Source organism: Aliiroseovarius sediminis (genome assembly GCF_022678485.1).
In the GTDB taxonomy this organism is placed as follows: domain Bacteria; phylum Pseudomonadota; class Alphaproteobacteria; order Rhodobacterales; family Rhodobacteraceae; genus Aliiroseovarius; species Aliiroseovarius sediminis.
This window is the reverse complement of the sequence record NZ_JALBYP010000018.1, coordinates 36,536-52,269: the sequence shown is the minus strand read 5'-3', so window position 1 is coordinate 52,269 and position 15,734 is coordinate 36,536. Positions and strand designations below refer to the sequence as shown.

The following is a 15,734-nucleotide window of genomic DNA, read 5'->3' as shown; positions in this document are numbered from 1 at the left end:
GGTCACGATTACGCGGGGTTGGCAATGGATCAGATGTCGGCGAAGATATTGTCGCTGTCGGCGAAGGCAATCCGATCTTCTTCGTGGGTGCCTTCGTTGATATCTATTACCTCGACCCGGCCATCGCCATGGCCGATCACGACTGCATCGCAAATGTCGATGAACAACCCGTTTTCAACAACGCCCGGCACTTGGTTCAGAACCATCGACAACTTGCGCGGATCGTCGATACGCTTCAGATGCAGGTCAATGATTTGGTTGCCTTCATCGGTGACGAACGGCTCTCCGCCCTTTTCCCGCAGCACAGCCTCGGTCCCCAGAACATCCATCGCGGTCAACAGTTCTTCAACCAACCCCTTGGTAGCGTTCACGCCGAATGGAATTACCTCGATGGGCAATGGGAACGCACCTAGCATATCAACCGCTTTGGTCGGGTCCGCGATCACCACCATGCGGTCTGACGCTGTGGCGACGATTTTTTCCTGCAGATGTGCGCCCCCGCCGCCTTTGATCAGGCACAGGTCGGGATCGTATTCGTCGGTGCCGTCAATGGTCAGGTCCAGCCACTTGGCGTCGTCCAGCGTTGTGACTTCGATCCCCACTTGGCGGGCCAGATCGGCGGTGCGCGTGCTGGTGGGAACGCCGGTGATCTTCAGTCCCTCGGTGCGGATGCGTTCGCCCAGACAACGCACCATCCAAGCAGCAGTTGATCCAGTGCCCAATCCCACCTTCATGCCATCCTCGACATACTGGACCGCGCGTTTGGCGGCGACAAATTTGGCGGTGTCGATGGGTGATAGTTCTCCGGACATGATGGCATTTCCCCTTGTAGCGCTTATGTTCGAGTCGTGGGGTTTATAGGACGCATGGGCCAAGGTGGCGAGGGGCGAAGCCCCGACACTGCCAGTTTTCGCCCATCCATGCGGCGGGTGGACAATCTGCCCCGGTTCACCCAAAGCTTGCACGACCTATATTGGGGATGAACGATTGTTAGGAAACCCGCGCAGCGATGCACAGATATGTCTATCTTACCATGGGCTGGGGGGCGGTTGCGCTGGGGCTGATCGGGGTCTTGCTGCCGGTCGTGCCCACCACGCCCTTCTTGCTGGTTGCTGCCTTTGCATTTAGCAAAAGCAGCCCTAAAACCCGTGCCTGGCTGATTGATCATCCCCATTTCGGCCCGGCGATCCGCGACTGGGAGGTTCGTGGCGCGATTTCGCGTCGGGCCAAGACGCTGGCGGCATCTATGATGGCGCTGGTCTTCGTTTTGTCGGCAGTCCTGGGCGCGCCCGGTTGGGTTTTGGCAACGCAGGGCATATTGATGGGTGCTGGTGCCGCTTTTGTGCTGACACGACCGGACTGATCGCAAAAAGCGTCGTTTTCACGCAGGCGAAGTACACGGGAATGATCACTCTGGTTCGGACCACTTAACGCGCGAGGTTATGATGTTTCTGTCCGTATTCGACATGTTTAAAGTCGGGGTTGGCCCCAGTTCGTCCCATACGATGGGGCCGATGGTGGCGGGCGGGCGGTTTTTGGACCACCTGCGCGCGCAGCCCTTCAAGGTCGCCGGATTGCGCGCGTCGCTGCATGGATCATTGGCGTTCACCGGGGTCGGTCATGCGACCGACCGCGCCACGATCCTTGGTCTGGCCGGCTTCCTGCCCGACACCTATGATCACGACAAAGCCGAAGCCACCTTGGCCGACATCACCCGCACCGGCACCGTCTCGCCCCAGGGGTTGGGCACGCTGGTCTTTGCGCCCAAGACCGACTTGATCTTCGATTACGAGACCCCCCTGCCCGGTCACGCCAACGGGATGCAGTTGATGGCCACCGACGCCCAAGGGGACGTGGTGGCGCGCGAAACCTATTACTCCATCGGTGGCGGTTTCGTTGTGACCGAGGCTGAACAGGCCCGCGAGGCAGCGTTGGACGCGCGCGACGCCAAGCGGCACCCCTATCCGTTCGAAACAGCCGCTCAGATGCTTGAGATGGCGAAGGAGTCCGGTAAATCCATCGCCGAGATGAAGCGCGCCAACGAGTTGGAACACACAAATGCACGCGATCTTGCCGAAGGGCTGGACCGCATATGGCAGGTTATGAACGATTGCATCGATCGTGGTCTGACAACCGACGGCACCCTGCCCGGCGGGCTTCTGGTGCGGCGCCGCGCGATGGCGATCCACAACAGTCTGATCGCCGAACAGGGTATGAACCTGACCGCCCCTCATATCATCAACGACTGGATGAGCGTTTACGCCATGGCGGTGAACGAAGAAAACGCCGCTGGTGGGCGGGTCGTAACCAGCCCGACCAACGGGGCCGCCGGGGTTCTGCCCGCCGTTGTGCGTTATTGGCTGCATCATGTGCCGGGCGCCGCGCCGTCGCGCGTGGACGAATTTCTGCTGACCGCCGCCGCGATTGGCGGGATCGTGAAACACAACGCGTCAATCTCGGGCGCCGAAGCGGGCTGTCAGGCCGAGGTCGGATCGGCCAGCGCCATGGCCGCCGCCGGGCTGTGCGCCGTCATGGGTGGCACCCCTATGCAGATCGAAAACGCTGCCGAGATTGCGCTGGAACATCACCTTGGCATGACCTGCGATCCCGTACGCGGGCTGGTGCAGGTGCCGTGCATCGAACGCAATGGACTGGGGGCAATCAAAGCCGTATCGGCGGCGTCACTGGCCCTGCGCGGCGACGGCACCCACCTCGTGCCGTTAGATGCCTGTATCAAGACGATGTTCGAGACCGGGCAGGATATGTCGGAAAAGTACAAAGAGACATCTTTGGGCGGCTTGGCCGTGAACGTGCCAAACTGTTAGCGGTCAGGCGGTGCCAGCGCTGCAATGGCGCCCGCCAGATGGACGCGCGGCAGGATGACCAGCAGGCCCGGTCCGTCTGCTTGGACCGTCACTGCGGTCGCTTTGGTTTCATTCGACGTGCCGATCGTGGCCCAAGGGGACATTGGCAAATCGTCAACGGGCCAGACCAGCCCGGTGGCGCGCACTGTGACCGGAGCCATCGGAAACAGCGAAAATCGTGTGCCGATGGGCAATGACAGCGTTAGCGGCCCGCTCAGATGACAGCAGATATCAACCTCGCCCACCAGAATCACGCGCTTTTCGGGCAGGCGGACCAAGGTGTTATAGCATGCAAGCTCGTGGTCCAGCCGCTTGCCCATGAAGCCCACACCCAGCACCAGTGGCGCGTCGATCACCTGAAGCGCCTTGTGAAAATCGGTATGATTCTGGTCCGGGGTTTCGACAAACCGATCTGCATCAATGCGCGCGCGCGCCGCGTCCGATACCGAATCCATATCGCCCGTCACCACCTGCGGCACATGCCCCAATTCAAGCGCGCGATCCGCCCCGCCATCGACCGCCACCAAATCAGGCGCAAGCGACAAACACGCCGAAACGGTCTGGGCGCTGGCCGCGCCGCCGCCCAATAAAGTCACATTGTGGGAAAATTGACGAAAATATCTCATTATGGACACAATTGCCTCCGAATCTGGATTTAATAAAGACTCTGTCCATAAAAAGACTGCGTTGTCTGCGGTTTTGTATAAGTTCCCGGGACGGTGTACGTTACGTATATCCACAGGGTTTCGGAGGAGAAAGTGAGTTATCAATGGTGAGCAACAGCAAAATTCTCACTGTATCCTACGGCACATTCTCGTGCACGCTTGAAGGATTCGACGAGCCATTCGGAACCATGAAGTCGATTGCGGAATACTTCCGCGATCTGGCCGCAGATGACCGCTATTTCGGTGCCGAGCCGCCAACCCCGGACGCCGAGGTTCTGCACCGCATCGCCGAACGCGAGGTGCAAAAACGCGTACAGGCGCGAGTGGAGGACGATGGAGTTGTGCTACGGCAGGAGGGCGCAAACCCAACTGCGGTAACCAAAACCGGCGCAACGCTAGTGGCCGGCCACGCCTTGATGGATGACGATCAGGCCGAAGATCACGCGGACGAACAGCAGAACGACACCACTGCTGCGCATGCTCAGGACGACATTAAAGACGAAACTCCGACCACGAACGAAAACGCAACTGCCGACGCGACAGAGGTCGAGGAAACAGCGGATGTGAACACTGGCGACTTCGACGACGCTGGCGATCATCAAGATCAGGTCACACTGTCCAAGGGCACCGACCAAGACGACCCGAATGACGAGCCATTCTATGAGCCTTCGGATAATCACGCGGCACAAGACACGCCCGATCTAACCGAAGAACCGGCTGATTCGCTTGTCGCCAGCGACGATAATCCGCTGCGGGACGATTATCCTGAAGCCCCAGAAGAAGCGGCCGAATTCGAGGTCCAGGCACGGGAAGCCGACACCAGCAATCAACCTGAAGGCAAGCCGTTGGTTCTGTCCCCCGAAGACAGCGCACGGGCCGAAACCGACCACGATGTCGACGCCATTCTGTCTCAGCTCAACGCGCAAGATGGTGGCGCGGACGTTGACGGCGAAGGGTTCGACGACGGCTATTATGACGACGAACAGTCAACCGCCCTGACCGTTCAGGATGATGAAACCAACCTGCTGGGAAACAGCTTCAACGACGACCCCACCCCAGTACGCCCCGTCAATCGCGTTGTGCGCGTCAAACGTATGCGCCGCGATGATGGCAGCGACGAACTGACCGTTGCCCGCCGCCCGGTTGATGACGCCGAAATTTTGGATGCGGAAACTGTGCCCGATGCGGAAATCACGCCCGACGTTCATGAAGACCACAGTGAAGACCACAGTCATGACACTGCAGATGCCGTGATCGACACGGTTGACGAAGCTGATGCTCTGGTGTCCATGATCGAGCATAAAGTCAAAACCGAAGCCAGACGCGAACGCCGCGAACAGGCTTTCGATGACAGCGGCGATGATGAAAACGACGAAACACTGAATCGCATACTGGCTGAAACCAACGACAAGATGGACAGTCAGGAAGCGTCACGCCGTCGCAACTCGATCGAGCATCTGAAGGCAGCAGTTCAGGCCAAACGCGCAGATGAAGACGCCGGTGACATTGACGCTGACGAGCACGAAGAAGACCCCTATCGCGAAGATCTGGCCCTTGCAGTGCGCCCCAAGCGTCCTCAATTTACCGAAGCAAAAGGCACATCCCTGCGGATGGCGCCGCTGGTTCTGGTGTCCGAGCAACGCATCGACGAAACGGACGACAGCGCGGACGAAGACGACGCACCGAAGCACAACAAAGCCGTGCGTATCGTGCGGCCGCGCCGTGTCAGCCGCCGACCGGGCACCAAGGCTGAAACTGTCGCCGGGCAACCCAAGATCGACAATGCAGAGAAAGAGTCTCAGACCGTATCAGCCGATCCGTCGCTGGACGGGTTTGCCGCCTATGTGAACGGAGCAGATGCGTCGGACATGCCGGGCCTGATGGAAGCTGCGGCGACCTACGCCACAAAGGTGCAAGGGTTGGCGCAGTTCAGCCGCCCACATGTACTGCGGCTGGTCGTGGGTTTGAACGTCAATGGCGGCATCTCGCGCGAGGAGGCATTGCGCGCCTTCGGTCGCCTGCTGCGTGAAGGGCGCATCAGCAAGATCGCGCCGGGTCGTTTCGCATTGGCCGACCGCGGCGAAGATGACGACAGCGACCGGCAGACTGCCTGAGATCACTCAGCTTAGAACGACAAAACACGGCCTTCTTGGGGCCGTGTTTTTTTATGTCCGTCCGCCACACAAGGCACACACTAAAGCGCTACGTCTTGTCGTTCGGATCAACGGGGTCGTGCGGATAGCTGTCAGGGTCCGCGTCGGGGTCAGGCCGTCCCACCCCCAGAAACACCTTGCGCAGCGGTATCATCCATAGAAACCCAAGGACGACATAGACCAGAAGCTCCAACAGGATCGGCGGGCGGTCAAACAAGCTGACCACCGACACCGCAACCACGATGTAAAGCGGCAGCCCAACTAGTAAAACCACCAAAGACAACCGCTTACGTGCTTTATAGCTCAGTGCCATCGCGTGCCCCCGATCAATCTGAAAACGGGTCAGTGACAAGGATCGTGTCGTCACGTTCAGGGCTCGTGGACAACAGCGCGACGGGGCAGTCGATCAATTCCTCGACCCGCTTCACATATTTGATGGCGTTGGCGGGCAGGTCATTCCAGCTTCGTGCGCCTTCGGTGGTTTCGGACCAGCCGGGCATTTCTTCATAGATGGGTGTGCAGCGGGCCTGTTCATCGGCGGCAGTGGGCAGGTAATCCATCTGCTTGCCATCCAGTTCATACCCAACGCAGATCTTCAGCGTCTCAAATCCGTCCAGCACGTCAAGCTTGGTCAGCGAAATCCCGGTCACGCCCGAGGTCGCGCAGGTCTGGCGCACCAGTGCCGCGTCGAACCAGCCGCAGCGGCGTTGACGCCCGGTGGTCGTGCCAAATTCATGCCCCCGTTCGCCCAGTCGCTGACCGTCTGCATCGTCCAACTCGGTCGGGAACGGGCCTTCGCCCACACGCGTGGTGTACGCCTTCACAATGCCCAGCACGTAATCAATCGAGCCGGGGCCAATCCCCACGCCCGTCGACGCCTGCCCTGCAATCACGTTCGAGGATGTGACGAACGGATAGGTGCCGAAATCAATGTCCAGAAGCGCGCCCTGCGCCCCTTCAAACAGGATGCGTTTGCCGGCTTTTCGCTTTTCGTTCAGCACTTTCCAGACCGGCGCGGCGAAGCGGAGAATCTTGGGCGCGACCTCTTTCAACTGGGCAATCAGCGCATCGCGGTCGATCGCCTCGATGCCTAGCCCTTTGCGCAACGGGCCATGATGTTGCAACGCCCGGTCAACCCGCGCTTCCAGTGTTGCGGCGTCGGCCAGGTCGGCAACACGGATGGCGCGGCGCCCCACCTTATCTTCGTAGCACGGACCGATCCCGCGCCCGGTGGTGCCGATCTTCGTGCCCTTGCTGGCAGCCTCTTCCCGTGCGCGATCCAATTCACCGTGGAACGGCAGGATCAGGGGCGTGTTTTCAGCGATCATCAGCGTCTCGGGCGAAATATCGACCCCTTGTTCGGTGATCGTGTCGATCTCGTTCAACAGGTGCCAGGGGTCCAGCACGACGCCATTCCCGATCACCGACAGCTTGCCGCCACGCACGACGCCAGATGGCAGCGCGTGCAGCTTGTAAACCTTACCGTCAATAACAAGCGTGTGGCCTGCGTTATGCCCACCCTGAAAGCGCGCAATCACATCGGCGCGTTCGCTGAGCCAGTCAACGATCTTGCCTTTTCCCTCATCGCCCCACTGGGCACCTACGACGACAACATTGGCCATGATCTTTTATTCCTGTCTCAACGAAAACCCGTATTGGTCATAGCCGGGCTTTCAAGCCGGGGAAACCGGAAATCGGCAAAGGTTAGGGATTCAATGACGCAGGCAGCCAGTCGAGTATTTCTGTCAGGATTGACATTCCGACCGTTTTTGTCGACTTTAGCGACCAGCCACAGAATCGCCGAAGATGCCAGCCAATGATCGTTTGTTCCTGCCAGTCGATATCCGACAAAGACATCCATGCCGCCATTGACTGGATGCGGGCCTCCGATGTTCACGCCATCATCACCCCCGGTAAAATCTATCGCGCCCTGGGCAAGACGCCCGATTGCGGCGGCTGCATGAAACTGTTCGTGCAAAAGATGCGCCAGAATGATAATTTGGAAATTCCGTTAGAGTTGCGCGGCTTGCGCGCCACCAATCCCCATCGCAAGGAGGTTTCATCATGAAGGGTGACAAGAAGGTTATCGAGTATCTGAACAAGGCATTGCGCGTCGAATTGACCGCCGTCAGCCAGTTCTGGCTTCATTATCGCCTTCAAAATGACTGGGGCTATACAAAGCTGGCCAAGAAGATGCGCGAAGAAAGCATTGAGGAAATGGAGCACGCCGACAAGCTGATCGACCGTATCCTGTTTCTGGAAGGGCACCCGAACCTGCAAACGCTGGACCCGCTGCGCATCGGCGAAGATGTCCGCGAAACCCTGACCTGCGATCTTGAGGCGGAAGAAGAAGCCGTCAGGCTTTACAACGAGGCACGGAAATATTGCTCGGATGTGGGCGACTATGCGTCAATGCATCTGTTCGAGGAACTGATCCTGGACGAACAGGGCCATATCGACTTTCTGGAAACCCAGATCGGTTTGCACGATCAGATCGGAGCGCAGAATTACGGTATGCTGAACGCCGAAAGCGCAGATGCCGCCGAGGATTGATTCTGGCCCTCAATAGGTGTCACCCCTCAGGGCCGCGGTTTTTCCGCGGCCTTTTCTTTGTCGTGTTCTTTGACTTGCACCGCCCAGACCTTTCGCCTAGATAACCCCCGATCGCCGCATACCCAAAGATGGACCCGCCTTTATGGAAAACGTCATCCTCGTCATTCACCTGATCCTGGCCCTTGGCCTGATCGGGATCGTGCTTTTGCAGCGGTCAGAGGGCGGCGGCCTTGGCATTGGCGGCGGCGGTGGCGGTGGTGGCGGTATCATGTCGTCGCGCGGCGCGGCGACCGCTTTGGGCAAACTGACTTGGCTGTTTGCGATCGCCTTTCTGGGAACGTCAATCACCTTGACGATCATCTCGGCAAAAAACTCGGCCGACAGCTCGGTTCTGGATACGATGGGCATCGAAGCGCCAGTCGAAGACAGCCCCGCACCCACCCTGCCAGGTGTCGACACCCTTCTACCGCCCGCCAGCCCGGATGACAGCCTGACCCCGCCACGCGCGGACTGACACCCACAATACCTTGAGGAGGGGCGGATTTTCCACCCCATCATCTTGCGATCTGGTTGCGCGGGGCATCGGAATCGGTTATTTCTTTAACCCCGTGGAAAGCGGATTCGCCGGGGCCTTTTTTGTGGCCATGCGATGAATTCGAAAACCGATTTTCAATGGCGCGATGGCGCCGGTTTCACGGGGGCAGCCTGACGCATGGCACGTTATATCTTCATCACCGGCGGTGTTGTTTCTTCTTTGGGCAAGGGGCTGACCGCCGCGGCTTTGGGTGCGCTGTTGCAAGCGCGCGGCTATTCGGTGCGGATGCGCAAGCTTGACCCTTACCTGAACGTCGATCCCGGCACGATGAGCCCGTTTGAACATGGCGAAGTTTTCGTCACCGATGATGGGGCCGAAACGGATCTGGACCTGGGCCATTACGAGCGCTTCACCGGTGTAGCCGCGCGCGCCACCGATTCCGTCAGCTCGGGCCGTATCTATACCAACGTGTTAGAGAAAGAGCGGCGCGGCGATTACCTTGGCAAGACTATTCAGGTCATTCCCCACGTTACCAACGAAATCAAGGACTTCATCGAGATCGGCGATGACGAGGTTGATTTCATGCTGTGCGAAATCGGCGGCACGGTCGGCGATATCGAGGCGCTGCCCTTTTTCGAGGCGATCCGCCAGTTCAGCCAGGAACGCCCGCGCGGGCAATGTATCTTCATGCACCTCACCTTGCTGCCATTCCTTGCAGCCTCGGGCGAGTTGAAAACCAAGCCCACGCAGCACTCGGTCAAGGAATTGCGCTCAATCGGTATTGCGCCCGATGTTTTGGTCTGCCGCGCCGAACACACGATCCCGGAAAAGGAACGCGGAAAGATTGCGCTGTTCTGTAATGTCCGGCGCGATGCGGTCATTCCGGCTTATGACCTGAAGTCGATTTACGAAGCGCCTATGGCGTTTCATAACATGGGGCTGGATCAGGCTGTTCTGGACGCCTTCCAGATCGCCCCTGCCCCGAAACCCAACCTGCGCCGCTGGGAAGATGTCGAAGATCGCATCCACAATGCCGAAGGCGAGGTCCGCGTGGCCGTGGTCGGCAAATATATCCAGCTTGAAGATGCCTATAAGTCGATCAAGGAAGCATTGACCCATGGCGGCATGGCCAACCGCGTCCGCGTGAAGCTGGAATGGGTCGATGCCGAGCTTTTTGACAAGGAAGATCCCGCCCCCTATCTGGCCGGGTTCCACGCGATCCTTGTCCCCGGCGGGTTCGGCGAACGCGGCACCGAAGGCAAGATCAAGGCCGCCCAATTCGCGCGTGAACGCAAGATCCCCTATCTGGGCATATGTCTGGGAATGCAGATGGCCGTCGTGGAAGCCGCCCGAAATGTGGCCGGCATCACCGACGCAGGGTCCGAGGAATTTGACCACGAAGCGGGAAAATCGCGGTTTACCCCGGTTGTCTATCACCTGAAGGAATGGGTGCAGGGCAACTATACCGTTAAACGCAAGGTTTCGGACAACAAGGGCGGCACGATGCGCTTGGGCGCCTATACCGCCGCGTTGGCGGAGGGGTCGAAAGTGGCCCAGATCTATGGCACCACCACGATCGAAGAACGCCACCGTCACCGTTACGAGGTCGACACCAAATACCGGGACCAGCTTGAGGCATGCGGCCTGCATTTCTCGGGCATGTCGCCCGATGGGCGTCTTCCCGAGATCGTGGAATGGAAAGACCACCCGTGGTTCATCGGTGTGCAGTTCCACCCTGAGCTGAAGTCCAAGCCCTTTGATCCTGCCCCCCTGTTCGCAGATTTCGTGCGTGCCGCGAAAGAGGTTGAGCGTCTGGTATGATCCGGACATGGGCCACCCTGCTGGCCTTCACTGCCACACCGCTTTGGAGCGATGGGGTAACATCAGTGGATTATGACGATTTGGCCGGGCAATTGTCCGGCCTTGTCGATTTTGAAGACTTCACGACCCTGCCCGAACCCGGACAAGCGGTTTCCGGCCCCCTCAGCCCGCCGGGCCTTACCATCGCAGTGATGCTGCAAGGGCAGGTGCTGCGCGTCAAAGATCGGCGCGACGTGTTGGGCGGGACACCGGTTGTGCCGATCCGCGCCAGCATGGGCGGAAAAGACGCGGCACTGGCGGTGGCGTATCACGCTGGGTTCGGGTCGAACGCCGCTTTTCCGCTTGGCGCGGACGGGTTCGCCAAACGCTCGGGCCGTGGCGAAGGGGCGCTGGTTTTCGTGTTCGACGCCTCCAGCGCGGGCTTCGCGTTGAAGCTGCACGCCGATTACGCAGACCCGCTGGGCACGCGGCCTGCACCGGGGCCAGTGACACTAAGCTTTTATGCCGCATCGGGCGCGGTCATTGCGCGGCACAGCCTGCGCCCGGATCATGGGGTGACGGAAATCGGCTTGCGCATCAACCCGCCCGCCAAGGCGATCACACTGACCCATCACGATGATGGTGGAATAGCCATTGACGACATCCGATATTCACTGGACAGTTTGGGCAGTTAAATATGCAAGAGGTTCCCATGCGTAAAGGTTACTGGATTGGACGGGTCGATGTCAGCGACGACGACGCCTATCAGAAATACATCGCCGCCAATGCTGCGCCCTTTGCTGCTTTCGGCGCCCGTTTTCTGGTGCGCGGCGGCGCGTTTGAGACGCGCGAAGGCACCAGCCGATCGCGCAATGTAGTGATCGAGTTTCCGAACCTTGAGGCCGCGCAAGCCTGTTACGACAGTGAAGACTATCAGGCCGCCAAGGCGTTTCGCGAGCCTGCGGCGATTTGCGATTTGATCATCGTCGAAGGTTATGACGGCTAAGTGATCACCCAGTCGCATTTTCTCTCTTACAATAAGTCCATATGCTCTTAGATAAACACGATGATCCAAGCTCTGCTGACCCGACTGACCCAACCTGACCCCGCCCCTTTGGACGATGATGATGCGCGTGTGGCGCTGACCGCTATCCTTGTGCGACTGGCGCGGTCGGATAACACCTATGGATCAGGCGAAATCGCGCAGATCAAGCGTGTCATCTCGCGCCGTTACGGCCTGTCGCCCGACGGTGCCGACGCCCTGCTGCACGAGGCCGAACAAATCGAGGCTGGCGCGCCCGATACTGTGCGCTTCACCAACGCGGTCAAGAACGGTGTGCCGCTGGATCAGCGTCTAGCGGTCATCGAAGCGGCATGGTCCGTCGTGCTGGCAGATGGCGTGCGCACCTCGGAAGAAGATGCGCTGATGCGGATGATCCCGCGCTTTCTGGGCATCACCGACCGTGACAGCAACGAAGCCCGATTGCGCGCCACCAAGGCCTTGGATGACGGCGCGACGTAAGAGCAAGTCCGCGATAGCTACACTTCTGACAACACCGACGACCTGCTCCAAAGGGACACTTGACGCAGAGGGCGTGCAACCGCGCCAAGCTCTGCCCCCGCAATCTATCACGCACGACCCGCGATCCGGTCGATCACCCGACGTTTCGCCGTAATTTACGCAACTTTCCCGTCTATTCGCCGTTGCAATTCAAGTAAATATGCGCCCTACTTCGGGGCCACACCATTCGTCTCATCGCTAGGTTTCTTCGTGCCCCTCGACAAAGCTGCCCAAAGCCCCACGATCACTTCCGCGCCCGTCATCGAAATTCGCGACTTGCACAAGTGTTATGGCGCGCTTGAGGTTTTGAAAGGTGTCGATCTGGTGGCCGAACGTGGGCATGTCGTGTCCTTGATCGGATCGTCGGGGTCGGGGAAATCGACGCTTCTACGCTGTGCCAACCTGCTTGAAGATAGCCAACAAGGCGAGGTTCTGTTCGAAGGCGAGCCGATCACGTGGCGCGGGCACGGTTCCCACCGCCACCCCGCCGATCGCGCCCAAGTCACACGCATCCGCACCAACCTGTCGATGGTATTTCAGCAGTTCAATCTGTGGTCCCATATGACCATCCTGCAAAATGTGATGGAGGCTCCGGTCACCGTTCTGGGCCGCGACAAGGCCGAGGTCGAGGAAAACGCCCGCGCCTATCTGGCGAAGGTCGGCATCGGCGACAAATGCGATGCTTGGCCCGCGCAACTGTCGGGCGGTCAACAACAGCGCGCTGCGATTGCCCGCGCACTGTGCATGGAACCCAAGGCGCTTTTGTTCGATGAACCGACCTCGGCGCTGGACCCGGAGCTGGAGCAAGAAGTGGTACGGGTCATCAAGGACCTGGCCGCCGAAGGCCGCACCATGATCATCGTGACCCACGACATGCGATTGGCCGCGGATGTATCCGATCACGTCATTTTCCTGCATCAGGGCTTGATCGAGGAAGAAGGCGACCCCGAAAAACTATTTGGGTCGCCGACGAGCGAGCGCCTGAAACAGTTTCTGTCAGCCACCCAACCCGGCTGATCCGAAAACCAAGAAGACCAACATCAAAGGGAGTAAAACAATGAAAAAACTGATCCTTGCAACGGCCGCACTGGCGGTCACGGCGGGCTTCGCCATGGCGCAGTCCGACAACACCGTGCGTCTGGGCACCGAAGGCGCCTATGCGCCTTGGAATTTCGTCAATGATGACGGCGAGATTGACGGGTTCGAGCGTGAATTGGGCGACGAGCTATGCAAACGTGCTGAACTGACCTGCGAATGGGTCAAAAATGAATGGGACACGATCATCCCGAACCTTGTATCGGGCAACTATGACGCCATTATTGCGGGCATGTCGATCACCGATGAACGCGACGAGGTTATTGATTTCACGCAAGGTTATACGCCGCCAGACCCCTCGGCCTATCTTTCGATGTCAGAGGGAGTGGATCTTGATAGCAGCGTAATTGCCGCGCAAGCTACGACCATTCAAGCTGGGTTCGTCGCCGAACAAGGCTGGACGCTGGTTGAATTTCCGACCCCCGAAGAAACGGTCGCAGCCGTGAAAAACGGCGAGGCAGACGCGGTTCTGGCCGACAAAAGTTTTGCCGATACGATGGTCGGGTCTGATGGACTGGTGATGCTTGAACGGATGGAGATGATCGGCGGTGGCGTCGGCATGGGTTTCCGCGAAAGCGACGCCGAACTGCGCGAAACCTTCGACAAGGCGATCCAGTCCATGAAGGATGACGGATCGCTGAACGAACTGATCGCCAAGTGGGAAGTCTCGTCCCAGTGGTAATCTGATCTTTGGCCCGCGTGTCTCTGCTGCGCGGGCCATCTTTTCGCCCTGAACGTGCAGCGTGTGCGCTGCACCGGGGCATCCCCAACCGGGATTCGCGATGTTTTCCTATTGCTCAGACCCATCGACGCTTGACGGCTTGTCATGGCTTAGCTGCTACCTGACCACAGGCAAGCACATGAGCTTTTACACGTCGTTTCTAACGGTAATTACGTTGCTTCTTGTGACGGCCCCGGTGGCATTGATGTTTGGCTTTGCGGGCGCTTCAGCTGCAAGGTCGCGATTTCTGCCGCTTAGCCTGTTGGGAAAAACCTACACGGCCATTGTGCGCGGCGTGCCGGATATCGCGTTTTTCATGTTCTTCGTGATCGCGCTGGATCAGGCGTTTGAGTATCTGCGCCACAAGGTCAAGTGCCCCGACTGGTCGGACCCAATTCGCCAAGGCAGTGATTTCGTAGTCTGCACGCAGGCCAAGTTACCCTTGTCCACCAGCCCGCAATGGGTGCACGAAACCTATGGGTTTTCGCTGGCGGTGCTGACGTATTCCATCGTGTTCGGCGCGTTTGCCGCCAACGTCCTTTTCGGCGCCATGCGGGCGGTGCCGCGCGCCCAGCTTGAAACCGCAGAAGCCTATGGCATGACCCAGCGCCAGACCTTCTGGCGAATCCTCGTGCCACAGATGTGGGTCTATGCGCTGCCCGGCCTGTCCAACCTTTGGATGATCCTCGTCAAGGCGACACCGCTGCTGTTTTTGCTGGGGGTCGAGGATATCGTCTATTGGGCGCGCGAACTTGGCGGCACCAAGACGGCGCGTTTTTCCGATTATCCGCATGGCAATTGGCATGCGATCTATTTCTTCGGTCTTCTCGTGTTCTACCTGATGCTGACCTCGGTCAGTGAGCGGGTGTTCAAACGGATTTCGGCCCGGTTGTCGCACGGACAGGCCACCGCCGCCGGTGAAGCCCAGCGAAAGGCCGCCCAATGAGCTGCCTTCAAACCATTCAGGACTATGCCCTGCGATCGGTCGGCATTGGCGAGCGTCTGCTGCCGCGTGAAGATTTCACCCTGTGCGAGCAGGTCACCCTGATCGGATCAGGCATGATCTGGAACATCTATTTCGGCCTGATTGCCATCACCATAGGCTTCTTTGCGGCGACCGGCATGGCGCTGGCCAAGAGCAGTCAGAACCCCTGGCTGCGCAAACCGGCTGATTTCTTCATCTATTTCTTCCGCGGCTCGCCCCTGTTCATCCAGTTTTTCTTTGCCTATTCGGTGTTTGTGTTGCTGAAACAAAGCATGCCGATCTTCGCTCCCTTCACCTCGGCCGGGCTGGGGGCAACGCTGGTCTTGCTCCTGAACACCACTGCCTACACCGCCGAGATTTTTTATGGCGCTCTGCAATCCATCCCGAAGGGCGATCTTGAGGCCGCCGATGCCTATGGCATAACCGGGCGCACCCGCTTTACCCGAATTGTGTGGCCGTCCATGCTGCGCCTCGCTTGGCCTGCTTACACGAACGAAGCGATCTTTCTGTTTCACGCCACCGCGCTTGTCTTTTTCTCGGGCTTTCCAGTGTGGCAGCAACGGGGAGACGCATTGTATTATGCCAGTTACTTCGCGGACAAGACGTTCAACCCGTTCGTGCCCTATCCCATTCTGGCGGGGTTCTTCATCTTACTGACGCTGGTGGTCATCACGCTGTTCGGCACTATCGGAAAACGACTTAACCGGCACCTGCCGCAAACGGTTATCCGTCGTCCGGGCTTCTTGCGCACGCTGATCCGCTGACGCGTTTCCCCTCTTGCCCCGGCAGATTGGCTCGGTTA

Annotated in this window: 19 protein-coding genes; 14 read left to right on the top strand and 5 right to left on the bottom strand. The window is 59.0% G+C overall.

Annotated features, from left to right (window positions below; genetic code table 11):
• Positions 1-29: 29 nt before the first annotated feature.
• A complete protein-coding gene (gene rpiA / locus MN186_RS00355; protein WP_242110811.1) occupies positions 30-812 on the bottom strand; it encodes a ribose-5-phosphate isomerase RpiA in 783 nt (260 codons plus the stop codon).
• A 197-nt stretch (positions 813-1,009) separates the two neighbouring features.
• Here rpiA and MN186_RS00350 point away from each other — a divergent pair, with 197 nt between their 5' ends.
• Complete coding sequence (locus tag MN186_RS00350; protein ID WP_242110809.1) at positions 1,010-1,363, top strand: YbaN family protein; 354 nt, start codon at positions 1,010-1,012, stop codon at positions 1,361-1,363.
• A gap of 82 nt (positions 1,364-1,445) precedes the next feature.
• Complete coding sequence (locus MN186_RS00345) at positions 1,446-2,825, top strand: L-serine ammonia-lyase (protein ID WP_242110807.1); 1,380 nt, start codon at positions 1,446-1,448, stop codon at positions 2,823-2,825.
• Here the strand turns inward: MN186_RS00345 and MN186_RS00340 are convergent.
• Positions 2,822-3,490 (bottom strand): thiamine diphosphokinase, encoded by a 669-nt coding sequence (locus MN186_RS00340; RefSeq protein ID WP_242110806.1) that lies wholly within the window; start codon positions 3,488-3,490, stop codon positions 2,822-2,824. The two genes, MN186_RS00345 and MN186_RS00340, sit on opposite strands and share 4 nt — an antisense overlap.
• A gap of 143 nt (positions 3,491-3,633) precedes the next feature.
• Here MN186_RS00340 and MN186_RS00335 point away from each other — a divergent pair, with 143 nt between their 5' ends.
• Complete coding sequence (locus MN186_RS00335) at positions 3,634-5,643, top strand: hypothetical protein (RefSeq protein WP_289069407.1); 2,010 nt, start codon at positions 3,634-3,636, stop codon at positions 5,641-5,643.
• A gap of 88 nt (positions 5,644-5,731) precedes the next feature.
• Here the strand turns inward: MN186_RS00335 and MN186_RS00330 are convergent, their stop codons facing one another.
• The 3 genes from MN186_RS00330 to MN186_RS00320 are packed head-to-tail and all read right to left on the bottom strand — an operon-like array spanning position 5,732 to position 7,543.
• Positions 5,732-5,995 (bottom strand): DUF2842 domain-containing protein, encoded by a 264-nt coding sequence (locus MN186_RS00330; protein WP_242110804.1) that lies wholly within the window; start codon positions 5,993-5,995, stop codon positions 5,732-5,734.
• 13 nt (positions 5,996-6,008) lie between these two features.
• A complete protein-coding gene (locus MN186_RS00325) occupies positions 6,009-7,304 on the bottom strand; it encodes an adenylosuccinate synthase (protein ID WP_242110803.1) in 1,296 nt (431 codons plus the stop codon).
• A 17-nt stretch (positions 7,305-7,321) separates the two neighbouring features.
• A complete protein-coding gene (locus tag MN186_RS00320) occupies positions 7,322-7,543 on the bottom strand; it encodes a hypothetical protein (RefSeq protein WP_242111217.1) in 222 nt (73 codons plus the stop codon).
• Here MN186_RS00320 and MN186_RS00315 point away from each other — a divergent pair.
• From MN186_RS00315 to MN186_RS00265, 11 genes are all read left to right on the top strand, one after another.
• A complete protein-coding gene (locus MN186_RS00315) occupies positions 7,499-7,750 on the top strand; it encodes a (2Fe-2S)-binding protein (RefSeq protein WP_242110802.1) in 252 nt (83 codons plus the stop codon). The two genes, MN186_RS00320 and MN186_RS00315, sit on opposite strands and share 45 nt — an antisense overlap.
• On the top strand, positions 7,747-8,235 hold the full coding sequence (bfr, locus tag MN186_RS00310; RefSeq protein WP_242110801.1) for a bacterioferritin: 489 nt from the start codon (positions 7,747-7,749) through the stop codon (positions 8,233-8,235). Before MN186_RS00315 ends, bfr begins: the two co-directional genes overlap by 4 nt.
• 142 nt (positions 8,236-8,377) lie before the next feature.
• The gene (gene secG, locus MN186_RS00305) at positions 8,378-8,749 is read left to right on the top strand and encodes a preprotein translocase subunit SecG (RefSeq protein ID WP_242110799.1); all 372 of its coding nucleotides are present in this window, start codon (positions 8,378-8,380) and stop codon (positions 8,747-8,749) included.
• Positions 8,750-8,947: 198 nt separating this feature from the next.
• On the top strand, positions 8,948-10,591 hold the full coding sequence (locus MN186_RS00300) for a CTP synthase (protein WP_242110797.1): 1,644 nt from the start codon (positions 8,948-8,950) through the stop codon (positions 10,589-10,591).
• Entirely contained in the window at positions 10,588-11,265 is a 678-nt protein-coding gene (locus MN186_RS00295; RefSeq protein WP_242110795.1) for a hypothetical protein, read from the top strand. Before MN186_RS00300 ends, MN186_RS00295 begins: the two co-directional genes overlap by 4 nt.
• A gap of 17 nt (positions 11,266-11,282) precedes the next feature.
• Positions 11,283-11,576 carry a DUF1330 domain-containing protein gene (locus MN186_RS00290; RefSeq protein ID WP_242110794.1) on the top strand — a complete coding sequence of 98 codons (294 nt, stop codon included), beginning with the start codon at positions 11,283-11,285 and terminating at the stop codon, positions 11,574-11,576.
• 60 nt (positions 11,577-11,636) lie between these two features.
• Positions 11,637-12,092, top strand: a complete 456-nt coding sequence (locus MN186_RS00285) for a tellurite resistance TerB family protein (RefSeq protein ID WP_242110792.1) — start codon at positions 11,637-11,639, stop codon at positions 12,090-12,092.
• A gap of 249 nt (positions 12,093-12,341) precedes the next feature.
• On the top strand, positions 12,342-13,148 hold the full coding sequence (locus MN186_RS00280) for an ABC transporter ATP-binding protein (protein ID WP_289043735.1): 807 nt from the start codon (positions 12,342-12,344) through the stop codon (positions 13,146-13,148).
• Between the two features lie 40 nt (positions 13,149-13,188).
• Positions 13,189-13,908 carry a transporter substrate-binding domain-containing protein gene (locus tag MN186_RS00275; protein ID WP_242110790.1) on the top strand — a complete coding sequence of 240 codons (720 nt, stop codon included), beginning with the start codon at positions 13,189-13,191 and terminating at the stop codon, positions 13,906-13,908.
• A 100-nt stretch (positions 13,909-14,008) separates the two neighbouring features.
• Positions 14,009-14,893, top strand: a complete 885-nt coding sequence (locus MN186_RS00270) for an ABC transporter permease (RefSeq protein WP_242110788.1) — start codon at positions 14,009-14,011, stop codon at positions 14,891-14,893.
• Positions 14,890-15,696 carry an ABC transporter permease gene (locus tag MN186_RS00265; protein WP_242110786.1) on the top strand — a complete coding sequence of 269 codons (807 nt, stop codon included), beginning with the start codon at positions 14,890-14,892 and terminating at the stop codon, positions 15,694-15,696. The genes MN186_RS00270 and MN186_RS00265 overlap by 4 nt, the downstream gene beginning before the upstream one ends.
• Positions 15,697-15,734: the final 38 nt, after the last annotated feature.